Source organism: Pseudomonas sp. KH_040, assembly GCF_057839305.1.
In genome coordinates, this window is record NZ_CM174487.1 from 2,818,312 (window position 1) to 2,838,506 (window position 20,195).

Consider the following 20,195-nt stretch of genomic DNA (forward strand, 5'->3'; position numbering starts at 1 on the left):
TAGTACGTTTGGGCGGCCGGTTGGCCGCCCTTTTTTTATGTCGATGAAGTTGAAGGGTATTTTTGCCGGGCGTGAAGCCCCCCCCAGTATTCTGATGCGCCCATTCACTCGATAGACCAGCAGATAATTCGGATGAATCACCATCTCACGAGTACCAGGCACTCGGCCAGGTCGGTAACCGTAAGGTATTGATGAAAGCCGTTGTGCTGCCGCACCAACCTTGTGTCTTAGCGAAATTGAAGCGTTGGTGTTGTGTTGCTCGATGTATTTGAAGATGTCAGCCAGTTGACGCGAGGACTTGCTGCTCCATTCAAGCAGCAGAGCGGCGCTTCCTGCGCATCTCTTCCAGCATCTGGTCGAGCATCGCCATAGCCTCATCATGGGGAATACCAGGACTAGGATCATCGAGTGCATGCTGTACCTCTGCACGAAACCAGCGATCGTAGCTCTCTGCCTCTTCTTCGGATTCGAAGTCAGAGTAAAACGGGGAAAGTAATATGCTCATAGTGATCTCCGTGATCAATCTCGGCAGTTTAAGGGGGGACATGGCCCATTGTCGTCACTGGCTGACGATGCACCCCATGAGCCCTTGAGCAACCATGGGATAACGGAGCCCAGTATCTGCAAGCGCACCCTTTAAATCTGCCAGACGTTTCCCCCTGTTGTCCGGTAATCTCGACCGCCGCTGTAGGCGTATTCCACCCATGCGTTTTTCAGGTTTTCAGGCTACAAATCCAGGTGCGTTTTCCTACAAATGCACTCAGAACGCATAGGGGATGCTGACTTTCGCCCAAAGCATTTCACCTTCGGGCCGGTTCTCCACATCAAATTCCTTGGCCCATCGAATCTCCGCGCTGGCGTACTTGAGAAAGGTGAAGTGCAGCGCCGGGCCAATCGCAAAGACCTTGCCGCGTACGCCGTCATCAACGTCCTGCCCGGCAAACTGCACGGTGTGGCCGAACTGTTTGTCGTCGGTGGTTTGCTTGAGGAAGTAGCCGTTGACGCCGAGCATCAAGTCGTCGGTGATCTTGTAGCTGGCCGAGTAATCGAAGTGGAAGATCTGCCCGGACTTGTAGTCAGTGTCTTTGTTCTTCTCGTTGAAGCTGTAGGTGGTCTTCATCGAGACTTCGGTGCGTTCAGTCGGCAGCCAGGTGAACGAGAACAGCGGTTTGTAGGTGTAGAAATTGTTGCTGGTGTTGGCCAGTCGATCGACGCTGTATTCGCCGGTGGGCACGGTGATCTCCACGGCGGCGCCGAGGGTCAGGTTCTTGCCCATGTCCCACAGAATGATCGGCGCGATAGTGGTATCGCCCATGCCTTCGCGGGTGTCGCTCAAGCCGAACACCGAGACTTCCTGCTTCAACCACGGCTGGGCGATGTAACCGGCCAGGCGCCCGCCGAATATCCGCACCGGGCTTAGATAATCGAGGCGCGGAATCACCGCGGTGGATTCGATTTCGACATTCGGCACCTTGCCGCCGAACGAGCTGATGTTGAGCTTTCGCGATTTGTAATGGTTGTAGTAGAGGTTGAACGCGACCATGTTCTCCGGAAGGCTGTCGACTTCCAGCGGCAGCATGAAAAAGCCGTCGGTGCCGGTGCCGATGTTGTCGACCCCGGCTTCGGTGGCAAGGGCGGGCAACGTCAGGGTGCAACCCGCGATGAAAAGGGCGAGCGGCAAGATGGATGTTGCACGGTTCTGGCTCATGACTGTCCTCATTATTATTGTGATTGGGACCTGGTACCGGTCGCTCGCAGCGCCGGTACGCTAGAAATAAGCGTTTGGCGTACGTTGGGGCAGGGTTTTGGCGGACACCGAGGGGGGCATCTGCGGACAGTCCGTAAACCTTGTGCTAACTTCCATCGACACAACCGGTTACAAAAATAACAATCAAGCGTGATCCGGAATGTCAGCCCCCATGAACGTAAAAGTCCAAGACCCGACCTTCGAACTGGCGCTGGTCTCGCCGTACCTCCTGCACACCCTCGCCGAAGTCGTGCAGAACAGGGGCATCGATTCCCAGAGCCTGTGCCGTGGGCTGGGTTTTACCCTTGAAGACCTGCAGGATCCGGCGCAGCGGATTTCCTATCGCCAAGCCGTAGCGATGATTCAGCGCGCACTTAAAGTGCTGCCTAATCAGGGCTTGGGCCTGTGGGTCGGGGCGCAGAACGTGCTCGGCACTTTGGGCCTGCTCGGGCATGTGCTGTCGCTGTGCAAGACCTTGCGTGATGCTTTTGCGTTGGGCATTCGGCATCAGCACACCTCGGGCGGCATCGTGGTGTCGAGCGTCGATGTGGTCGGTGGCCAGGTGCATCTCGATGCTGAATGCCGCTTGCCGTTCGCTGATGTGCAGGTGTTCGCAGTCGAGGAGTTTTTCGCCAGTCTGCTGGTGTACGGCCGCGCGCTGGCAGGGGCTGAGTTCAAGGCGATTGCCGTGGAGTTCGTGCACGCCGCGCCGGATTATCTGAGCGAATACCACCGCCTGCTGGGGCCGGATGTGCGCTTCGGTTGCCTGCACAATCGCATGCTGATCGATGGGCAATGGCTGGATGTGAATCTGCCCAATCATCATTCGCTGGCGTTGCGTCAGGCGGTGGCATTGCTGGAGCTGGAAGCGGCGCAGGTGCATCAGAAGCTTGATCTGATTCAGGCTGTGGAACGGGCGATTGCGCGGGATCTGAGTAGTGGCAGTCACATTGAAAAGATTGCTGGTGATTTGAATATGAGCAGCCGCACCTTACGCCGGCGGTTGACTGAGCATGCGCTGACGTTCGAGGCTTTGCTGGAGCAGGTGCGGCAGGCGCGGACCCTGAGTTTGCTGGCCAATCCTGATATGCCGATCGAGAGGATTACCGAAGAGGTGGGCTACAGCGATGTGCGCAGTTTTCGCCGAGCGTTCAAGCGTTGGACGGGGCTGAGCCCTAGCGCCTGGCGTAATGACGCCAACCCTCACCCCAGTCCTCTCCCGGAGGGAGAGGGGGCCGACCGAGGTGTCTTGCGAGTTACATCGACTTGAAGGATCGCGTCGATTATGGATTCAAAGATGCACGCTCATTTCGGTGTCTCACCTCGATCATTCCCTCACCCCAGCCCTCTCCCAGAGGGAGAGGGGGCCGACCGAGGTGTCTTGCGAGTTACATCGACCTGAAGGATCGCGTCGATTATGGATTCAAAGATGCACGCTCATTTCGGTGTCTCACCTCGATCATTCCCTCACTCCAGCCCTCTCCCGGAGGGAGAGGGGGCCGACCGAGGTGTCTTGCGAGTTACATCGACCTGAAGGATCGCGTCGATTATGGATTCACCGATGCACGCTCATTTCGGTGTCTCACCTCGATCATTCCCTCACCCCAGCCCTCTCCCAGAGGGAGAGGGGGCCGACCGTAGTGTCTTGAGTCATGCATCGACCTGAAAGATCTTGTGTCGATTATGGATTCACCGATGTACGTTCAAGTCGGTGTAGATCTTTAATATCCCCGAATCAGTTCCCTCTCCCTCTGGGAGAGGGCTAGGGTGAGGGGCTTTTGACTTGCGTCCAAACCCCCACAAACCTTCCGGTCACAGGTAAACTCCCGCGCACTTTCCCAAGGAGTTCACATGAGTTACTACCAGCCGGGCATTCTCGCCACCCCAGTTCCTGCGCAAGCACGTCATCTGTTTTTCGCCCTTGAGTCGGTGGAAGCGCTGCCGCAGGCGATCGACAACCTGATCAATCAGGTAGACGGCCAGTCGGCGGTGGTCGGTTTCGGCGAATCCCTGGCCAAGGCCCTCAACGTGCAGATCGATGGCCTGCGCAGCTTCCCGGCCATGACTGGCGTTGGCGTCGAAAACCCGTCGACCCAGCACGCACTGTGGGTCTGGCTGCACGGCGTCGACCGTGGTGAACTGCTTAACCGTTGCAACGCTCTCGAAGCCGCACTGGCCCCGGCCCTGCGTCTGGTCGAGATGCAGGAAGCCTTCCGCCACAAGGACGGCCACGACCTCACCGGTTACGAAGACGGCACCGAAAACCCGCACGACGAAGCCGCCATCGCCGCCGCCCTGCAAAGCGCAGGCGCTGACGGCATGGTCGGTGGCAGCTTCGCCGCGATCCAGCAATGGCAGCACGACCTCAAGGGTTTCCACAAGCTGTCCGCCGACGACAAAGACAACATCATGGGCCGTCGCCTCAGCGACAACGAAGAGATCGACGACGCCCCGGTCTCCGCCCACGTCAAACGCACTGCGCAGGAAAGCTTCGCCCCGGAAGCGTTCGTCGTGCGTCGTTCGATGCCGTGGATCGAAGGTGATCGCGCCGGCCTGATGTTCCTTGCTTTTGGCTTCTCGCTGGATGCCTTCGAAGCGCAACTGCGCCGTATGAGTGGTCTGGAAGACGGCATCACCGACGGTTTGTATCGCATCAGCCGGCCGATCACTGGCGGCTACTACTGGTGCCCGCCGCTGAAGGACGGTCACCTCGATCTGCGCGCCTTGCGCATCGGCTAAAAGGAATGAACATGGACGTGGTGCGCTGGGGCATGATCGGTTGTGGCAGCGTCGCTGAACGCAAGAGCGGGCCGGCCTTCTACAAAGCGCCCGGTTCGGCGCTGGTGGCGGTGATGGGCCGACGCCTCGAAGCGGTGACCGACTACGCCGCGCGCCACGGCATCGCGCGGGTCTACACCGACGTCGATGCGCTGATCAACGATCCCGAGGTGGACGCGGTGTACATCGCCACGCCACCCGACAGCCACCACGCCTACAGCCTGAAAGTCGCCGCCGCCGGCAAACATTGCTGCGTGGAAAAACCGATGGCGCTGAATGCCGGACAAAGTCGCGAGATGCAGCAGGTGTTTGCCGAGGCCGGATTGCACTTGTTTGTGTCCTACTATCGCCGTTCGTTGCCGCGTTTTGCGCAGGTGCGGCAATGGTTGGCGGAGGGGCGCATCGGTGAGGTTCGGCACTTGAGCTGGACGCTGACCAAGGCACCTTCGCCGGTGGATCTGGACGGTCGCGACAATTGGCGCACGGATCCGGCGGTGGCCGGTGGCGGTTACTTTGCCGATCTGGCCAGTCATGGCTTTGACCTGTTCCAGTATCTGCTTGGCGACATCGTCGAGGTCGCCGGATTCACCGCGCGTCAGGCCGGGTTGTACGCGGCAGAGGATGCGGTCAGCGCCAGTTGGCGGTTCGCCTCCGGGGCGCTGGGCATGGGTTGCTGGAGCTTTGTTGCGGATCGGCGTGAGGATCGGGTCGAGATCATTGGCAGTCTCGGGCGGATCGGTTTTTCGGTGTTTGATGAAAATTCTGTGCAGCTGCATGCGGATGAAGTCGTCAGCCTGGACATCCCTCATCACGAAAACATCCAGTGGCATCACGTATTGGGCATGAATGCGCATATTCGTGGTGATTCACAACACCCTGCAGTCGCCGAACAAGCGCTCAAGACCGACTGGGTCATGGACCAGATCCTCAAACGTTAAGATCAATAGATCGCAGCTTTCGGCAGCTCCTACATGAAACCGCGATCCCCTGTAGGAGCTGCCGAAAGCTGCGATCTTTTGATTTTCAACACCGAATCTAAGGTTATGCCCAAACAATATTTCTAACCTTGTCATAACAACTCTAAGATCACGTCATAACTCGTTATGACAAGTGATCCCGCGATGACCGATAACGTTCTCTCTCTTAGCCCGCTCTCCTTATCAAGTGTCCCGCTGCACACCCAACTGCGCGACGTTCTCCGTGCGCGCATTCTCGACGGCGAATACCCGCAAGACAGCCAGATGCCCTCCGAAAGCGAACTCGGCGCGCTGTTCAAAGTCAGCCGCATCACCGTGCGCCAGGCGCTCGGCGATCTGCAAAAGGAAGGGCTGATCTTCAAGATCCACGGCAAAGGCACCTTCGTCGCCAAGCCGAAAACCTTTCAGAACGTCAGCAGCCTGCAAGGCCTCGCCGAGTCGATGACCGGGCGTGGTTACGAGGTGATCAACCGCCTGCGCAGCTTCAAATTCATCCCGGCTGACAAGCGCGTCGCCGAACGTTTACAAGTTGCCGAAGGCGAGATCGTCACGCAAATCAAACGCGTGCGCCTGATCAACCGTGAGCCGATTTCGCTGGAAATCACCTACCTGCCCAAAGCCGTCGGCGAGCGCCTGGAGAAGGCCGATCTGGTCACCCGCGACATCTTCCTGATTCTCGAAAACGACTGCGGCATTGCCCTCGGCCACGCCGATCTGGCCATCGACGCGGTGCTGGCCGACAGCGACCTGACCCAGGCGCTGAACGTCGAGGCCGGCTCGCCGATCATGCGCATCGAACGTTTGACCCACGACGCGCAAGGCCAGCCGCTGGACTTCGAACACCTTTATTACCGTGGCGATGCGTTTCAGTACCGCCTGCGGATTGACCGGCAAAAAGGGGAGCAGGCATGACCCGCAACGTGCTCGAACAGGAATACGACATCGTCGTCATTGGCGGCGGCACCGCCGGGCCGATGGCGGCAATCAAGGCCAAAGAAAAAAACCGCGATCTGCGCGTGTTGCTGGTCGACAAGGCCAACGTCAAACGCAGCGGCGCGATCAGCATGGGCATGGACGGCCTGAACAACGCGATCATCCCCGGCCACTCGACACCGGAGCAGTACACCAAGGAAATCACCATCGCCAACGACGGCATCGTCAATCAGGCGGCGGTGTACGCCTATGCAACGCACAGCTTCGAAACCATTGAACAACTCGACCGCTGGGGCGTGAAGTTCGAGAAGGACGAAACCGGCGATTACGCGGTGAAAAAAGTCCACCACATGGGCGCCTACGTGCTGCCGATGCCGGAAGGGCACGACATCAAAAAAGTCCTCTATCGCCAATTGAAACGTGCGCGGGTGAGCATCACCAATCGTCTCGTCTGCACGCGGTTGCTGACCGACGCGGAGGGCACCGTCAACGGTGTGATGGGCTTCGACTGCCGCACTGCCGATTTCCACGTAATCAAGGCCAAAGCGGTGATCCTCGCCTGTGGCGCGGCCGGGCGCCTCGGCCTGCCGTCGTCAGGCTACCTGATGGGCACCTACGAAAACCCGACCAATGCTGGCGACGGCTACGCAATGGCCTATCACGCGGGTGCCGAACTGGCCAACCTCGAATGCTTCCAGATCAACCCGTTGATCAAGGATTACAACGGCCCGGCCTGCGCCTACGTCACCGGTCCGCTGGGTGGCTACACCGCCAACAACAAGGGCGAACGCTTCATCGAGTGCGACTACTGGAGCGGGCAGATGATGTGGGAGTTCCACCAGGAACTGGAGAGCGGCAACGGTCCGGTGTTTCTCAAACTCGATCACCTGGCGGAAGAAACCATCCAGAACATCGAGGAAATTCTGCACAGCAACGAGCGCCCGAGCCGTGGCCAGTTCCACGCCAATCGCGGCACCGATTACCGCACGCAAATGGTTGAAATGCACATCTCCGAAATCGGCTTTTGCAGCGGCCACTCGGCGTCCGGCGTGTGGGTCAACGAACGTGCCGAGACCTCGGTGAAAGGGTTGTACTCGGCGGGTGACATGGCCGCTGTGCCGCACAACTATATGCTCGGCGCGTTCACGTATGGCTGGTTCGCTGGGCACAACGCCGCCGACTTTGTCGCCGGGCGCGAGTTTTCCGCGCTGGATGCCGCGCAAATCGAAAAGGAAAAGGCCCGGGTCTACGCACCGCTGGATCGTGAAAACGGTCTGCCGCCAGCGCAGGTCGAGTACAAGCTGCGGCGCTTCGTTAACGATTACCTGCAACCGCCGAAAGTGACCAAAAAGATGCAGATCGGCCTGCAGCGCTTCAGCGACATTGAACGCGATCTCGAGCAGATGAAGGCCAACAACGCCCACGAACTGATGCGCGCGATGGAAACCAGCGTGATCCGCGACTGCGCGGAAATGGCCGCGCGCGCCTCGTTGTTCCGCGCCGAAAGCCGCTGGGGCCTGTACCACTATCGCGTCGATCACCCGCAACGCAACGACAGCGAATGGTTCTGTCATTGCCACCTGAAGAAGGGCGAGGACGGCCAGATGACCAGTTTCAAGAAAGCCGTCGAGCCTTACATCATCCCGCTCGATGCCGAGGAAATGCAGGCTTACGACCGTTTGCGGGTCGGCGCTTTCGCCGCTTGATACATCAATAACCAGAGAGCCCGAACCATGGCCTATCAAGCTCAGGAAATCTTCTTCCGCTCCAACGCCCCCGTCACCGTGGACGAGGACAAATGCATTGCCGAAAAGGGCTGCACCGTGTGCGTGGATGTCTGCCCGATGGACTTGCTGGCGATCAATCCGGCGACGCAAAAGGCCTATATGGCGTTCGATGAATGCTGGTACTGCATGCCGTGCGAGAAGGATTGCCCGACGGGTGCCGTCAAAGTCGACATCCCCTATTTATTGCGTTGATTGAAAGGGCCTCATCGCTGGCAAGCCAGCTCCCACAGGTTCCTCTGTTGTTAGCGACATCTGTGTCCCACTGAAAATCCCTGTGGGAGCTGGCTTGCCAGCGATGAGGCCCGCCTGGACAACATAAGAGCTACCCGGAAACACCCGGACGCTGGATTCACCGAAAACCCCTCGTTTCCCACCGCGCCCTGATCGTGGCGGAGACGAACTCAAATAAATGATTCGAGGGGAAACACTCATGTTGCGTGCAGTAATCGCCGGTCTGGTACTGGCTTCGTTCACCGTGTCGGCCTCGGCCGAAACCATCCGCATCGCCATCGGCACCCAGGACACCACCATCAACTGCGCCGCTGGCGGTCTGTTGATTCGTGAACTTGGCCTGCTCGACAAATACCTGCCCCACGACGGCGTCTACAAAGACGCGAAGTACGACGTTCAGTGGAAAAACTTCACCAGCGGCGCACCGCTGACCAACGAAATGGTTGCCGGCAAACTCGACTTCGGCGCCATGGCCGATTTCCCCGGTGCGTTCAACGGTGTTGCGTTCGAAACCGCCGGCAAACACAGCCTGTTCATCAGCGTGCTCTCGGGCAGTATCAAGGGCAGCGGCAACGGCATCGTCGTGCCGAGCGCGTCGGGCGTGCAGGCGCTGAGCGAACTCAAGGGCAAGACGATTTCCGTGCCGTTCGCCTCCACCGCCCACGGCATGTTGCTGCGTGCGGTGGCGGCGCAGGGCTGGGATCCGCTCAAGGACGTGAACATCATCGCCCAGCCGCCGGAAGTTGCCGGCTCGGCGTTGCAGGCCGGCAAGATCGACGCTCACGCCGATTTCGTGCCGTTCGCCGAGCTGTTCCCGAGCCGTGGTTTCGCCCGCAAGATCTACGATGGCGCGCAGGCCAATGCGCCGACATTCCATGGTGCGCTGGTGGATCAGGCTTTCGCCAAAAAATATCCGGAAGTTGTCGTCGCTTACTTGCGTGCGAGCATCGAGGCCAATCAATTGCTCGCCGCCGAGCCTGAGAAGTACAGCGAGTTGATCGCCAAAGTCACCGGGGTCGATGCCGAAGTGAATTACCTGTTCCACGGTCCGCTCGGCGTGCAGACCCGCGACCTGAGCTGGAAGCCGGAATATCGCCAGGCAGTCGGCACGGCTATCGACACGTTGAAGCTGCTGAAGAAGGCTGATCGCGGGCTCGATCTGAATACCTTCATTGACGATCAATACATTCGTGCGGCGTTCAAGGCGTCGGGTCTGGATTACACGGCGCAGTTGGCCAACTACGCGCAGACGCCGCTGAAGGCTACGGATGCCGCAACCGGTAACGCAATCACCGACTTCAGCCATGTTGCGGAAATCTGGGTGCGCGGTGAGGACAAAGTGCGCCGCTATGCCTCGGCCGAGTCTGCCTTCACTGCACTGGCGGCTTTGAAGCAGGAAGGCAAAAACATTCGGGCGGTGTATGCGCAGGCCAGTGACAGCGGGATCAAGCTGCTCGCGGACCAGGCGTGGTTTGCCAGTGATGCCAAGGGGCGCCTGAGCGCGTTCCTGCTTAAGGGCCAGGCTCAGCAATATGCCTCGGCGCAGGGTGGCAAGGTCCTCGATTTCAGCGATGCCACTGCCCAGGCGGTTGCTGCCCGCTGACTCAAGATCAAGAGCCCCTCACCCTAGCCCTCTCCCGGAGGGAGAGGGGACTGACCGAGGTGTTTTGGCAAGGTACACCGACCGGAAATACCGAGCCGAACTCAGGCTTGAAAGGCATGAAGATCGGCTCCCTTTCCCCCTCGCCCCCCTTGGGGGGAGAGGGCTGGGGTGAGGGGGGTAAATCTCAGCCACAACACAGATCCAGAACTGGAAACCCGCTCCATGAAAACACCCATCCGCTGGACATCAAGAGCCGCATCCTTGCTGCTCTGTCTGCTGTTCTGGCAACTCGCCGCCAGCCACCACTGGAACCTCGGCCTCGTCACTTTCGCCAACGTGCCAACACCCTTGGCCGTCATCGAAGCTGCACTGGGTCTCGGCGATTCCGGCAAGCTCCTGCAACACCTGATCGCCAGCCTCAGCCGCGTGTTCGCCGGTTACCTCGCCGCACTGCTGATCGGCATCGCCCTCGGTCTGGCCATCGGCCGCTCGAAATGGGCTGAAGACCTGCTGCTGCCACCACTGGAAGTCCTGCGCCCAATCCCTGCAGTCGCATGGATCCCGCTGGCGATCCTGATGTTCCCATCCTCGGAACTTTCGATGGTCTTCATCACCTTCACCGGCGCACTGTTCCCGATCCTGCTCAACACCGTGCACGGCGTCGAGGGCGTCGACCCACGCCTGATCGCCTCGGCGAAAAGCCTCGGGGCAGGGCGCCGGGCGATCCTGCTGGAGGTGATTCTCCCAGGCGCGGCACCCAGCATCATCACGGGGCTGGCGATCGGCATGGGCACCTCGTGGTTCTGTCTGGTGACGGCGGAAATGATCTCCGGCCAGTTCGGCATCGGTTACTACACCTGGGAGTCCTACACCATTCAGAACTACGCCGACATCGTTGTCGGCATGCTGCTGATCGGCGTATTGGGCATGGGCAGCAGTCTGCTGATCAAACGCTTGGGCGGGCTGTTCACGCCTTGGCATCGACCGCGAGGAAAAGCCTGATGAGCGTGATGCAAACCCCGGAAGGGCGGATCGACATCCGCCAGTTGTCCATCGTTCTCGGCGCAGGGCGTGAGGCGTTCGAAGCGGTGCGCGAACTCGATTGCCAGATCGAACCCGGCCAGTTCGTCTGTATTCTCGGCCCGTCCGGTTGTGGCAAATCGACCTTGCTCGGCGCTCTGGCCGGGCATTTGAGCGCTCACGCCGGGAGCCTGAAAGTCGATGGCGCGGCGGTGTCCGGCCCGTCACCGCAGCGCGGCATGGTGTTCCAGCATCACACGCTGTTTCCGTGGCGCACTGTGCGCGACAACGTGGCTTTCGGCCTGAAAATGCGTGGCATCGGCAAGGCTGAGCGCCATCGCGCCGCTGACGAAATCCTCAAACTGGTCGGCCTCGAAGGTTTCGCCGAACGCTGGCCCGATCAGCTCTCCGGTGGCATGCAGCAACGCGTCGAGATCGCCCGGGTGCTGGTCAATCGCCCGCGCCTGTTGCTGATGGATGAGCCGTTCGGCGCGCTGGATGCCTTGACCCGCCTGAACATGCAGGAACTGCTGCTGGACATCTGGACGCGGATTCGCACCACCGTGGTCTTCGTTACCCACGATATCGACGAGGCGCTGTTCCTCGCTGACCGCTTGCTGGTGATGAGTGCGCGGCCGGGGCGAATCATTGAAGACTTGCGTCTGGACTTCGCCCGACCACGTACCAGCGAACTGGTCACCAGCCCCGAGTTCTCCCGGCTCAAACGCCACTGCCTCGACCTGCTGCGCCACGACAACGACCGACCGCTGCCGCGCCTCAATCCGCTCGGCCTGCCTCCTGAAAACCCTTTGCCGCGATTTGCCCTATGACCTCTATTTTTGCTGTGACCGATAACCAAGACATTCTCGATCTGCGACCGCGCCTGACTGCTGAAGATGCTGGTGTGCGGCGTATTGCGCTGATTGATCTGGCGGATCTGGAAGAGCCGGATGGCTTGCTTTGGCTGGTTGATCGCCTGAGGCAGGATCCTGCTGAAGAAGTCCGCGCTGAAGCCGCGCGTTTACTGGAGGCCTGGGAAGATGCTGAGGTCGTACAGGCCTTGTGCGAGGCGCTGACCGACCCGTCGCCCGCCGTGCAATCCGCCGCCGCACAAAGCCTGAGTCTGCTCAAGACTGAAGCGGCGGGGCAGGTGATTTTGCCGTGGACTGATCATGCCGACGTCAGTGTGCGTATCGCTGCGTTCCGTGCCTTGCGTGAGTTGCGTTTCGCCGACGCCGCGCCGGCTGCGGTTTCGGCGCTGAACGATGCCGACGCCAGCGTTCGTCGTGAAGCCGTGGGCGTGCTCGGCTGGCTCAAGCAACTCGACGCTTTGCCCGCCCTGGCACGATTGGCCAGCGCTGACCCGGACACCGAAGTGCGCCGTGCTGCGACTGGCGCTTTGGGACTGGCCTCCAGCGCCGAAGTGTTGCCAGCCCTGCGCCAGGCTTTGCAGGACGACGCCTGGCAAGTGCGCGAAGAAGCCGCGACGACCTTGGGCAAGGTCGGCCACATTGACGCTGGCTCTGCACTGGTCGAAGCCTTGAGCGATGACTACTGGCAAGTGCGCCTGCGCGCTACTCGCAGCCTCGGTCGTCTGCGTTTCGCACCGGCGCTGGATGCGCTGATCGACACCCTTGCTCATCGCATCAGCAACCTGCGCAAAGAGGCCGCGCTGGCCTTGGGCGAACTCAATGATCGCGGCGCCGTGGCCGCCTTGCAGGCCGCGCAGGATGACGGCGATCCGGAAGTGCGCAAAGCCGTGCGCATTGCCTTGAGTCAGTTGCAATGAACCCGCTGTCAGTCGGTAACTCGCAGAGCGAAGGCACCTTGCGTTTAAGCTGGCCGGACGGCCGCGAACAACAGCTCAACCACGCCGAACTGCGCCGCCAGTGCCCATGCTCGCAATGCCGCGCGTTTCGCCTGAAAGGCCTGACGCCCATGGTCGATGATCGCGTGCGCCTGATCGAACTCAACCCCCAGGGCTACGGCGTGCAACTGATCTTCAGCGACGGCCACCAACGCGGCATCTACCCGTGGGCCTATCTGGCAAACCTCACCTCCTGAGAGCACCATTTACCCTGTGGGAGCTGGCTTGCCAGTGATGGCGGCTTGTCAGTCAACACAGATGCCGGATGTGCCGGCCTTATCGCTGGCAAGCCAGCTCCCACAGGGATCTTCAGTGTTTGGTTAATTCGTGGCCGTCATCGCCGGCCGGCAGCCATGAAAAATATCCAGCCCCGGCTCATACACCGAGGTCTTCACCTCAAACAACCCCAGCACCGAGTGAAACAGGTTGTCGTGGCTCAAATCCGCCTGCCCGGTCTTGCCTTGCAGACACCCGCGATCAATCCCTTCACTCGCCAGCGTGCCGTCGCCAAACCACATCACCATCGGCACATGGGTCTGCGCTTCAGGTGCCAGCGCATACGGCGCGGCGTGCAGATACAAACCGTTTTCGCCCAGCGATTCACCGTGATCGGAGACGTACACCATCGACGTGTCCAGCGAGTCCTGATTACGCTTGAGCAGCTCAATCACCTTGGCGAGGAAATGGTCGGTGTAGAGAATCGTGTTGTCGTACACGTTCACCAGTTCATCGCCGCTGCAACTGCCCAGTTGATTGGTGTGGCAGATCGGTTTGAAGCGCTCCATGTCTTTCGGATAGCGCTCGTAGTACTCGGGGCCGTGGCTGCCGTCGGCATGCAGGACGATGATCGCGTGGCCCTTGAGGCTGTCGATGTAGCTTTGCAGATTGGCCAGCAGTGCTTCGTCGAGGCAGTTGTTGCCATCGCAGAACAGCCCCGGCTGGTTCTTCGCAATATCGCGATGCGGCACGCGCAGGCAGGTGCCTTTGCAGTCGCTGTTGTTGTCCAGCCATAGCACTTGCACGCCGGCGCGCTGGAGAATGTCGAGCAGGCCTTCGTAGGTTTTGCCTTTCTTGTCGCTGTAATCCTCACGCGGGAACATCGAGAACATGCACGGCACCGAGACCGCCGTCGACGTGCCGCAGGAGTGCACCTGAGTGAAGTTGAGGATGTCCAGTTTGCTCAGTTCGGGATTGGTCTCGCGCGTATAACCGTTCAGCGAAAAGTGATCGGCGCGGGCGGTTTCACCGACCACAAAGACCATCAGCGATTTCTTCTCGCGGCTGGCCGCCTTGGCGCTCATCACCGCGTCTTCGCCAATGGCCTGCACCACAAAGTGCTTTTTGATGCCCAGGCGTTGCTTGGTGTATTTGCTGATCGCGTAGATGTAGTTGGTCGGGTTGATGAAGTGGGTGAGCTTGTCTTCTTCGCGGAAGATCGGCGCGTAGGTCGAATAGAACGCGCCCACCGACGCGGCGATCACCAGCACGCAGGCGATGATCACCAACACCTTGTTGAGCAAGCCGCGAAAGAACGGCCGATAACTCACCGGCCAACGCCAGATCAATGCCGCTGGCAACACGCCGAGCAGCAGCACGTAAGCCAGCAGCTTGCCGTTGAACAGTGCGCAGGCTTCGGCGGGGTTGGTTTCGAAGACATTCTGAATCATCACCGTGTCGATGGTGATGCCGTATTCGTTCATGAAATACGCGGCGCAGGCCGAGAGCAGGGCGACCACGCTGAGCAGCGGTTTCAGTGTCCAGCGAAACGACACCAGGGTCAGCAGCAGGGTGATCACGGCCCACAAAAACAGCCCGAACGAAGCGAAAAACGCCACTTTGTGCGCGCCCTGCAGGGTGATCAGCGTGCCCAGCGCCTTCCAGGTCGCCAGGTTATACAACGCCACCAGCGCCAGGGAAAACAGCAGCACCAGTCGGGTAGGCGTGATGGACGGTAAACGCAGTCCGTTGCCTAAAGCCATGTCTAACATCCCTCTACATGAATGAAAACCACGCGGTTGCGCGGGTAACTGTAGAAGAGCATTAGTAAAAAATTCGTAAACATCCTGTAACAAGTTCGACCCCCATTTCCTGTAGGAGCTGCCGAAGGCTGCGATCTTTTGATGTTGTTCTTAACATCAAGATCAAAAGATCGCAGCCTTCGGCAGCTCCTACAGAGGGATTTCGGTGGGTCAGAAGGATTTGCTGACGCTGGCGACGACGGTGGCGGTGCAGACGTCTTTGAAGCCCCAGTTGCTCAGGCATTGGCTCTGTGAGAGATCGGTGTCGATGTAGCTCAGGCCCAACACCACCCCGGCCAGATTGTGGGTGAGTTTGACTTCCCATTCGCGATAGCTGTCTTCGTCCTGCCCGGACGCCGAATACAAATGCGGATCCTTGAAATCCATATTGCCGTAGCGCAGCTTCAAGCCCGAGTCGAACGGCAACTCGGTTTCATAACCGATGTAGGTGTACAGCGAACTCTGCTTGCTATCGATCCCCGGCGCATCGCTGGAGTAATACGCCGCCAGCTTCACCCCGTACACCCCGAGAATCCCGTAGACCTCGCTCTGGTTGAACTGGCTTTCCTTGGGGTAGGCGTATTTGATGTAGCCCAGATCGAGGCTGACATCCTCGGTCGCCTGCCACAGCCAGCCGCCGTAGTAATCGACTTCCTGGCGGGTTTTCAGGCCACCGCCGAAATCGACGTTGGAACTCCACGCGCCAAGGTACAGACCGCTGCTGTGCGCGAGGGTCAGGCCGGCCTGTGCGGCGGGGTCATTCTGGGTTTGCGAGATGCCACGGGTCCGGTAGTCGCTGGCTAAAGTGAGATCCACCAACAGCGCAAAATCATCGTTCAAGGGGATCGCAAAGCTGCTCAAGGGCAGCACGCTCAAGAAACTCAGGGCGAACAGGGGCAAGGCTTTCATGTGAAGTCCCGATGTTGTGATTGTTATGGGGGCAGGAGGTAAACCTGTAGGAGCTGCCGCAGGCTGCGATCTTTTGATCTTGGTTTTTAAAATCAAAGTCAAAAGATCGCAGCCTGCGGCAGTTCCTACATGGGGGAGATTTTGTTGTTATTGGGTGGCGGTGTAGACCTGACGACCGCCGAACCAGGTTTGCAGGACTTTGGTGTCATGCAGGGCTTTGTTATCGACGCTGAACACATCACGATCGAGCACGATGAAGTCGGCCTGTTTGCCCGGCGTCAGCGAGCCGATCTGCTTCTCCAGACCAATCGTCCGCGCCGCATTAACGGTGTAGGCGTAGAACATGGTGTCGCGATCCAGACGCTCATCGGCGTTGAGCACGCCCAACGGGCCGACGCGAGTAATTGCTTGAGCCATGGCATTGAACGGGTTTGGCGAAGACACCGGCCAGTCACTCGCACCGGCAATCGTCGCGCCCTGTTTCAGCAGCGAATGCGCCGGGTACTGATAACGGAAGGCTAGGGCGCTGACGTACGGCTTGATCATGTCGGTGGTGTAGTCGTCGGCGCTGGCCCAGAGCAGTTGCATCGAGGCGATGACGTTGAGCGGCTTGAAGCGGGCGAACTCTTGCGGGTTGACCATTTGCAGGTGAGTGATCGAGTGGGTCACGCCGCTCTGCCGATCCTTGCGTGCCTGAGCGATGCCGTTCAGCGCTTCGCGCACGGCGCGGTCGCCGATCGCGTGGATGTGCACCAGCCAGCCGCGCTGGTCGATGGCGCTGACCAGTTCGCCGAAATGCTGCGGATCGATCAGCAGTTCGCCCTGTTTGTGCGAGTTGCTGTACGGGTCGATCATCGCCGCGCTCTGCGCCGGGAACTCGATCACGCCGTCGGCGAAGATCTTGATGCCGGGCAGGGTCAGGTTGGGGATGCCTTGGAATTGCTGGCGCACCTTGTCCAGCGTGTCGAGGTCGGCGGGTACGCTTTTCGGGTTGGCCACCAGCAGCGCCGCGACGTGCACGCTCATATCGCCGCTTTCTGACAAGGCTTTATAGGCCGGCAGCACGCCGACGGTTTTCTCGGTGGGTTTGAGCGCGAACACTGCTTCGCCCGGCGCGGCGTTGGCGGCCGGGTCCATCCACGCGGTGATGCCGAGGCTGTTGTTGTAGCGCACTGCTGATTTGGCGGCGTTCAACATGTCGGCAGGGCTTGGCACCGGCATCTTCGAGGCGACCCGATCCCAACCGGCGTCGACCACAAATCCATTGGGCTCGCCGCTGGCCAGCTTGCCGATGGTGTCTTTTTCCGCGTCGGGCAGGGTTTTCAGCAGTGCGGCGTCGATGCCGGCGCGCTTGAGCATCACATTGTTGGCCCACGCGGTGTGGTGGTCGCTGCCGATAAATACCACCGGCACATTGGCCCATTCGCCGCTGTTGAAGGTGTTGCCCAAGGCCTCGGCCTGCGCCCAGTAAACCGAACTCATCCCGGCAATGCTCAGCACATCGCCGTGTTTGGCCTTGCCGTTTGCACGCCAGTCGCGCAGGCGTTTTTGCAGTTCGTCGAGGTCGACGACTTCGTCTTCCATGTTCGCCGAGACCATTTCCAGTCCACCGAAAATCGCGTGGGAATGGCTGTCGATCAGGCCGGGCATCAACGCTTTGCCCTTGAGGTCGATGACTTCGGTACCCGGTTCGATCAAGGCTTTGATCTGCGCATCGGTGCCGACTTTCAGCACTTTGCCGTTCTCCACGGCCAAGGCTTGCACCTTGGGTTGAGTGCGGTCGGCGGTGAAGATCTTGCCGTTGAGCAGCACCAGATCGGCGGCGGCCATGGCTTCCATCGAGGCAAAACTTACAGCGAGAGCCAACAGCTTCGGGATGAATCTTTTCATTGAAGATTTCCTTGTTATTGCGTCTGATGGCGAGATTAGTGGCTGGCGACGGCCGACAGAACGCCTCCCTCACGAAAAACGTTTTTGCCTGAATGGAAAAAGCATGGACAAGTTGGGTGCATTGAAAATGTTCGTGGTCACCGCGCAGCTCGGCAGTTTCAGCCGCGCCGCCGAGCAGTTGGGCAAGACCCCGTCGGCGCTGACCAAAGCGGTCAATCACCTGGAATCGGAGCTGGGCGCACGGCTGTTCGAGCGCAGCACGCGGCGGATTCTGCTCACCGAAATCGGTCGCGTGTACCTGGAAACCGCACGGCTGGTGTTGCAGCGACTCGATGAGGCCAGCGAGGAAATCGAGCAGTTGCAGCACGGCTTGCGCGGCAGCCTGAAAATCACCGCCCCGCTGGCCTATGGCCGGGCGTTTCTCGATCAAGTGTGTGACGGATTTTTGCAGCAATACCCGCAGATCAGTTTGCAAGTGGATCTGTGCGATGCGTTCGTCAATCTGCTGGAAAGTGGCTACGACCTGGCGCTGCGCGAGGGCCACGATGACTTGCCGGGGCTGATTGCGCGGGTGGTCGGCAGCAATCGTCTGGCGTTGTGCGCCAGCCCGGAATATCTGGCGCGCAAGGATTTGCCGGTCAACCCGCAAACCCTTGAGCAGCATGAATGGCTGCTCTATCAGCACCCGTTACTCAGCCGCGAATTCTGGTGGGCCGAGCGTGACGGGCAGCGCTTGAGTCTGGCGCAACCCGCAGCGCCGTTGTTGCGCAGTGACAATTACGATTTGTTGCTGGCCAGTGCCTTGGCCGGGCGCGGTTTGCTGCACACGCCGTTGTGGAGCGCCGCGCCATACATTGCCGACGGGCGACTGGTGCGGGTCATGGCCGATTACGAGATCGACCCGGACACCTTTGGCCCGCACATTCTGGCGGTGTACCCGAGCCACCGCCGGGCCACGGCGAAGGTCGTTGCCTTCATCGATTACATCTCAGCATTTCTCGCCGAACGCGGCCTGAGCTAACCCCCCCGCACTGATCGTACTGATCGTTCCCACGCTCTGCGTGGGAATGCCTCTAGGGACGCTCTGCGTCCAGTGACTCGGAGCGTCACGGGCTGCATTCCCACGCGGAGCGTGGGAACGATCAACGTGGGGTGGGCCGACCTGTGGCGCTTGTCAGGAAAATCCTACAGGAGTACAAATGTACTCCATGACGAACCTGACTCCCCGCCGTACCGCCATCCTGACGTTTATCCGCGATCGAATCGCCGAACACGGTCAGCCCCCAAGCCTCGCTGAAATCAGCGAGGCTTTTGGTTTCGCCTCGCGTAGCGTGGCGCGCAAGCACGTGCTCGCGCTGACCGAAGCCGGTTTTATCGAGGTCAATCCGCATCAGGCCCGCGGCATTCGCCTGCTCGGGCAACCGCCACGCCCGGAGCTGCTCGACATCCCCGTGCTCGGCCGCGTCGCTGCCGGTGCACCAATTGGCGCCGATGCCGACATCCATAGCCGCTTGCTGCTCGACCCGGCGCTGTTCTCGCGCACACCCGACTACATGCTGCGGGTGCAGGGCGATTCGATGATCGAGGACGGCATTCTCGACGGTGATCTGGTCGGCGTACGGCGCAATCCCGAAGCGCTCAACGGCCAGATCGTCGTGGCGCGGCTCGACGGTGAAGTCACTATCAAACGCTTCGAACGGCTCGGCGATGAAGTGCGGCTGTTGCCGCGCAACCCGGCGTACCAGCCGATTGTAGTGCGCGACGATCAGGATCTGGCCATCGAAGGGGTGTTCTGTGGTCTGGTGAGGCAAGGCTGATGGGCGCCGTCGTTGCGTTGGATACGCTGTTCAATGGCGGCCAGGTCTGGAGGGGCCGGCCTGCGCCGCCGGCCGCCAGTCCGCAACCCACCGGGCACGCCGCGCTCGACGCAGCATTGCCCAGCGGTGGCTGGCCGGAAGCGGCGCTGAGCGAAATCCTGTTGGCCGGCCCCGGTGTCGGCGAACTGCAACTGGTCTGGCCGACGCTGGCGCGGTTGTCGGCGGCGGGCGAGCGCATTGTGCTGGTGGCGCCGCCATTCGTGCCGTACCCGCAGGCGTGGGAGAACGCCGGGGTCGATCTGCGTCAGTTGTCGGTGATTCAGGCCAATGAACGCGATGCCTTGTGGGCGGCGGAACAATGCCTGCGCTCAGGCAGTTGCGGCGCGGTGCTGTGCTGGCCGCACAAGGCTGATGACCGCGCGTTGCGGCGTTTGCAGGTGGCGGCGGAAACCGGCCAGACCCTGGCGTTTGCCTGGCGTCCGTTGAGCGAAGCGGTCAATCCGTCACCGGCGGCATTACGGATTGCCATCGATGCCAAACCCGCGCAGTTGCGCGTGCTCAAGTGCCGTGGCGGTTTGGCGCGTGCGGCGCCGATTGCCTTTGCCGTGGGTCACTGAG

At 60.2% G+C, this 20,195-nt stretch carries 19 protein-coding genes and 1 pseudogene; 14 read left to right on the forward strand and 6 right to left on the reverse strand.

Annotated elements, in window-relative coordinates:
- Window positions 1-147: 147 nt before the first annotated feature.
- The 3 genes and pseudogenes from AC3IUF_RS12740 to AC3IUF_RS12750 all read right to left on the reverse strand — a co-directional run.
- Window positions 148-405: pseudogene (locus AC3IUF_RS12740) on the reverse strand (type II toxin-antitoxin system RelE/ParE family toxin); the annotation flags it as partial.
- Complete coding sequence (gene relB, locus AC3IUF_RS12745) at window positions 311-505, reverse strand: type II toxin-antitoxin system RelB family antitoxin (RefSeq protein ID WP_007918192.1); 195 nt, start codon at window positions 503-505, stop codon at window positions 311-313. The gene relB and the pseudogene AC3IUF_RS12740, both read right to left, overlap by 95 nt.
- A gap of 255 nt (window positions 506-760) precedes the next feature.
- The gene (locus AC3IUF_RS12750) at window positions 761-1,708 is read right to left on the reverse strand and encodes a SphA family protein (protein ID WP_414894948.1); all 948 of its coding nucleotides are present in this window, start codon (window positions 1,706-1,708) and stop codon (window positions 761-763) included.
- A gap of 211 nt (window positions 1,709-1,919) precedes the next feature.
- Between AC3IUF_RS12750 and AC3IUF_RS12755 the strand changes: the two genes are divergently transcribed.
- The 11 genes from AC3IUF_RS12755 (at window position 1,920) to AC3IUF_RS12805 (ending at window position 13,140) form a co-directional block, all read left to right on the forward strand.
- A complete protein-coding gene (locus AC3IUF_RS12755) occupies window positions 1,920-3,017 on the forward strand; it encodes an AraC family transcriptional regulator (protein WP_489281166.1) in 1,098 nt (365 codons plus the stop codon).
- 581 nt (window positions 3,018-3,598) lie between these two features.
- Window positions 3,599-4,486 carry a Dyp-type peroxidase gene (locus tag AC3IUF_RS12760; protein ID WP_095113410.1) on the forward strand — a complete coding sequence of 296 codons (888 nt, stop codon included), beginning with the start codon at window positions 3,599-3,601 and terminating at the stop codon, window positions 4,484-4,486.
- Window positions 4,487-4,497: 11 nt separating this feature from the next.
- A complete protein-coding gene (locus AC3IUF_RS12765) occupies window positions 4,498-5,463 on the forward strand; it encodes a Gfo/Idh/MocA family protein (RefSeq protein ID WP_489281167.1) in 966 nt (321 codons plus the stop codon).
- Window positions 5,464-5,646: 183 nt separating this feature from the next.
- On the forward strand, window positions 5,647-6,414 hold the full coding sequence (locus tag AC3IUF_RS12770; protein WP_007918183.1) for a GntR family transcriptional regulator: 768 nt from the start codon (window positions 5,647-5,649) through the stop codon (window positions 6,412-6,414).
- Entirely contained in the window at window positions 6,411-8,141 is a 1,731-nt protein-coding gene (locus tag AC3IUF_RS12775; protein ID WP_007918182.1) for a fumarate reductase/succinate dehydrogenase flavoprotein subunit, read from the forward strand. Before AC3IUF_RS12770 ends, AC3IUF_RS12775 begins: the two co-directional genes overlap by 4 nt.
- 27 nt (window positions 8,142-8,168) lie before the next feature.
- On the forward strand, window positions 8,169-8,414 hold the full coding sequence (locus tag AC3IUF_RS12780; protein WP_003225615.1) for a 4Fe-4S dicluster domain-containing protein: 246 nt from the start codon (window positions 8,169-8,171) through the stop codon (window positions 8,412-8,414).
- A gap of 217 nt (window positions 8,415-8,631) precedes the next feature.
- Window positions 8,632-10,056: an ABC transporter substrate-binding protein gene (locus AC3IUF_RS12785; protein WP_489281168.1), complete on the forward strand. Its 1,425-nt coding sequence runs from the start codon at window positions 8,632-8,634 to the stop codon at window positions 10,054-10,056.
- Between the two features lie 222 nt (window positions 10,057-10,278).
- Window positions 10,279-11,058, forward strand: a complete 780-nt coding sequence (locus AC3IUF_RS12790) for an ABC transporter permease (RefSeq protein ID WP_095113405.1) — start codon at window positions 10,279-10,281, stop codon at window positions 11,056-11,058.
- Window positions 11,058-11,906: an ABC transporter ATP-binding protein gene (locus AC3IUF_RS12795; protein ID WP_007912497.1), complete on the forward strand. Its 849-nt coding sequence runs from the start codon at window positions 11,058-11,060 to the stop codon at window positions 11,904-11,906. The genes AC3IUF_RS12790 and AC3IUF_RS12795 overlap by 1 nt, the downstream gene beginning before the upstream one ends.
- Window positions 11,903-12,865 (forward strand): HEAT repeat domain-containing protein, encoded by a 963-nt coding sequence (locus AC3IUF_RS12800; RefSeq protein ID WP_489281169.1) that lies wholly within the window; start codon window positions 11,903-11,905, stop codon window positions 12,863-12,865. Before AC3IUF_RS12795 ends, AC3IUF_RS12800 begins: the two co-directional genes overlap by 4 nt.
- Window positions 12,862-13,140, forward strand: a complete 279-nt coding sequence (locus tag AC3IUF_RS12805; protein WP_007912501.1) for a DUF971 domain-containing protein — start codon at window positions 12,862-12,864, stop codon at window positions 13,138-13,140. The genes AC3IUF_RS12800 and AC3IUF_RS12805 overlap by 4 nt, the downstream gene beginning before the upstream one ends.
- A gap of 123 nt (window positions 13,141-13,263) precedes the next feature.
- Here AC3IUF_RS12805 and AC3IUF_RS12810 read toward each other — a convergent pair whose 3' ends face one another.
- From AC3IUF_RS12810 to AC3IUF_RS12820, 3 genes are all read right to left on the reverse strand, one after another.
- The gene (locus AC3IUF_RS12810; protein ID WP_489281170.1) at window positions 13,264-14,922 is read right to left on the reverse strand and encodes a phosphoethanolamine transferase; all 1,659 of its coding nucleotides are present in this window, start codon (window positions 14,920-14,922) and stop codon (window positions 13,264-13,266) included.
- Window positions 14,923-15,132: 210 nt separating this feature from the next.
- Window positions 15,133-15,870 (reverse strand): TorF family putative porin, encoded by a 738-nt coding sequence (locus AC3IUF_RS12815; RefSeq protein WP_489281171.1) that lies wholly within the window; start codon window positions 15,868-15,870, stop codon window positions 15,133-15,135.
- A gap of 147 nt (window positions 15,871-16,017) precedes the next feature.
- Window positions 16,018-17,760, reverse strand: a complete 1,743-nt coding sequence (locus AC3IUF_RS12820; protein ID WP_489281172.1) for an amidohydrolase — start codon at window positions 17,758-17,760, stop codon at window positions 16,018-16,020.
- Between the two features lie 103 nt (window positions 17,761-17,863).
- Between AC3IUF_RS12820 and AC3IUF_RS12825 the strand changes: the two genes are divergently transcribed.
- The 3 genes from AC3IUF_RS12825 to imuA all read left to right on the forward strand — a co-directional run bounded on the left by AC3IUF_RS12825 (window position 17,864) and on the right by imuA (window position 20,194).
- Window positions 17,864-18,781 (forward strand): LysR family transcriptional regulator, encoded by a 918-nt coding sequence (locus AC3IUF_RS12825; RefSeq protein ID WP_095113398.1) that lies wholly within the window; start codon window positions 17,864-17,866, stop codon window positions 18,779-18,781.
- A 178-nt stretch (window positions 18,782-18,959) separates the two neighbouring features.
- Window positions 18,960-19,577, forward strand: coding sequence for a transcriptional repressor LexA (gene lexA, locus AC3IUF_RS12830; protein WP_007912515.1), 618 nt, complete (start codon window positions 18,960-18,962; stop codon window positions 19,575-19,577).
- On the forward strand, window positions 19,577-20,194 hold the full coding sequence (gene imuA, locus AC3IUF_RS12835) for a translesion DNA synthesis-associated protein ImuA (RefSeq protein WP_489281173.1): 618 nt from the start codon (window positions 19,577-19,579) through the stop codon (window positions 20,192-20,194). The genes lexA and imuA overlap by 1 nt, the downstream gene beginning before the upstream one ends.
- Window position 20,195 lies beyond the last annotated feature (1 nt).

Bases quoted from the DNA above. Each gene is read 5' to 3' on its own strand.
- AC3IUF_RS12770 (WP_007918183.1), top strand. From the start codon at position 5,647: ATGACCGATAACGTTCTCTCTCTTAGCCCGCTCTCCTTATCAAGTGTC.
- AC3IUF_RS12820 (WP_489281172.1), bottom strand. From the start codon at position 17,760: ATGAAAAGATTCATCCCGAAGCTGTTGGCTCTCGCTGTAAGTTTTGCC.
- AC3IUF_RS12810 (WP_489281170.1), bottom strand. From the start codon at position 14,922: ATGGCTTTAGGCAACGGACTGCGTTTACCGTCCATCACGCCTACCCGA.
- AC3IUF_RS12755 (WP_489281166.1), top strand. From the start codon at position 1,920: ATGAACGTAAAAGTCCAAGACCCGACCTTCGAACTGGCGCTGGTCTCG.
- imuA (WP_489281173.1), top strand. From the start codon at position 19,577: ATGGGCGCCGTCGTTGCGTTGGATACGCTGTTCAATGGCGGCCAGGTC.
- AC3IUF_RS12750 (WP_414894948.1), bottom strand. From the start codon at position 1,708: ATGAGCCAGAACCGTGCAACATCCATCTTGCCGCTCGCCCTTTTCATC.
- AC3IUF_RS12805 (WP_007912501.1), top strand. From the start codon at position 12,862: ATGAACCCGCTGTCAGTCGGTAACTCGCAGAGCGAAGGCACCTTGCGT.
- AC3IUF_RS12795 (WP_007912497.1), top strand. From the start codon at position 11,058: ATGAGCGTGATGCAAACCCCGGAAGGGCGGATCGACATCCGCCAGTTG.
- AC3IUF_RS12800 (WP_489281169.1), top strand. From the start codon at position 11,903: ATGACCTCTATTTTTGCTGTGACCGATAACCAAGACATTCTCGATCTG.
- AC3IUF_RS12775 (WP_007918182.1), top strand. From the start codon at position 6,411: ATGACCCGCAACGTGCTCGAACAGGAATACGACATCGTCGTCATTGGC.
- AC3IUF_RS12815 (WP_489281171.1), bottom strand. From the start codon at position 15,870: ATGAAAGCCTTGCCCCTGTTCGCCCTGAGTTTCTTGAGCGTGCTGCCC.
- AC3IUF_RS12790 (WP_095113405.1), top strand. From the start codon at position 10,279: ATGAAAACACCCATCCGCTGGACATCAAGAGCCGCATCCTTGCTGCTC.
- AC3IUF_RS12825 (WP_095113398.1), top strand. From the start codon at position 17,864: ATGGACAAGTTGGGTGCATTGAAAATGTTCGTGGTCACCGCGCAGCTC.
- AC3IUF_RS12780 (WP_003225615.1), top strand. From the start codon at position 8,169: ATGGCCTATCAAGCTCAGGAAATCTTCTTCCGCTCCAACGCCCCCGTC.
- relB (WP_007918192.1), bottom strand. From the start codon at position 505: ATGAGCATATTACTTTCCCCGTTTTACTCTGACTTCGAATCCGAAGAA.
- AC3IUF_RS12765 (WP_489281167.1), top strand. From the start codon at position 4,498: ATGGACGTGGTGCGCTGGGGCATGATCGGTTGTGGCAGCGTCGCTGAA.
- lexA (WP_007912515.1), top strand. From the start codon at position 18,960: ATGTACTCCATGACGAACCTGACTCCCCGCCGTACCGCCATCCTGACG.
- AC3IUF_RS12785 (WP_489281168.1), top strand. From the start codon at position 8,632: ATGATTCGAGGGGAAACACTCATGTTGCGTGCAGTAATCGCCGGTCTG.
- AC3IUF_RS12760 (WP_095113410.1), top strand. From the start codon at position 3,599: ATGAGTTACTACCAGCCGGGCATTCTCGCCACCCCAGTTCCTGCGCAA.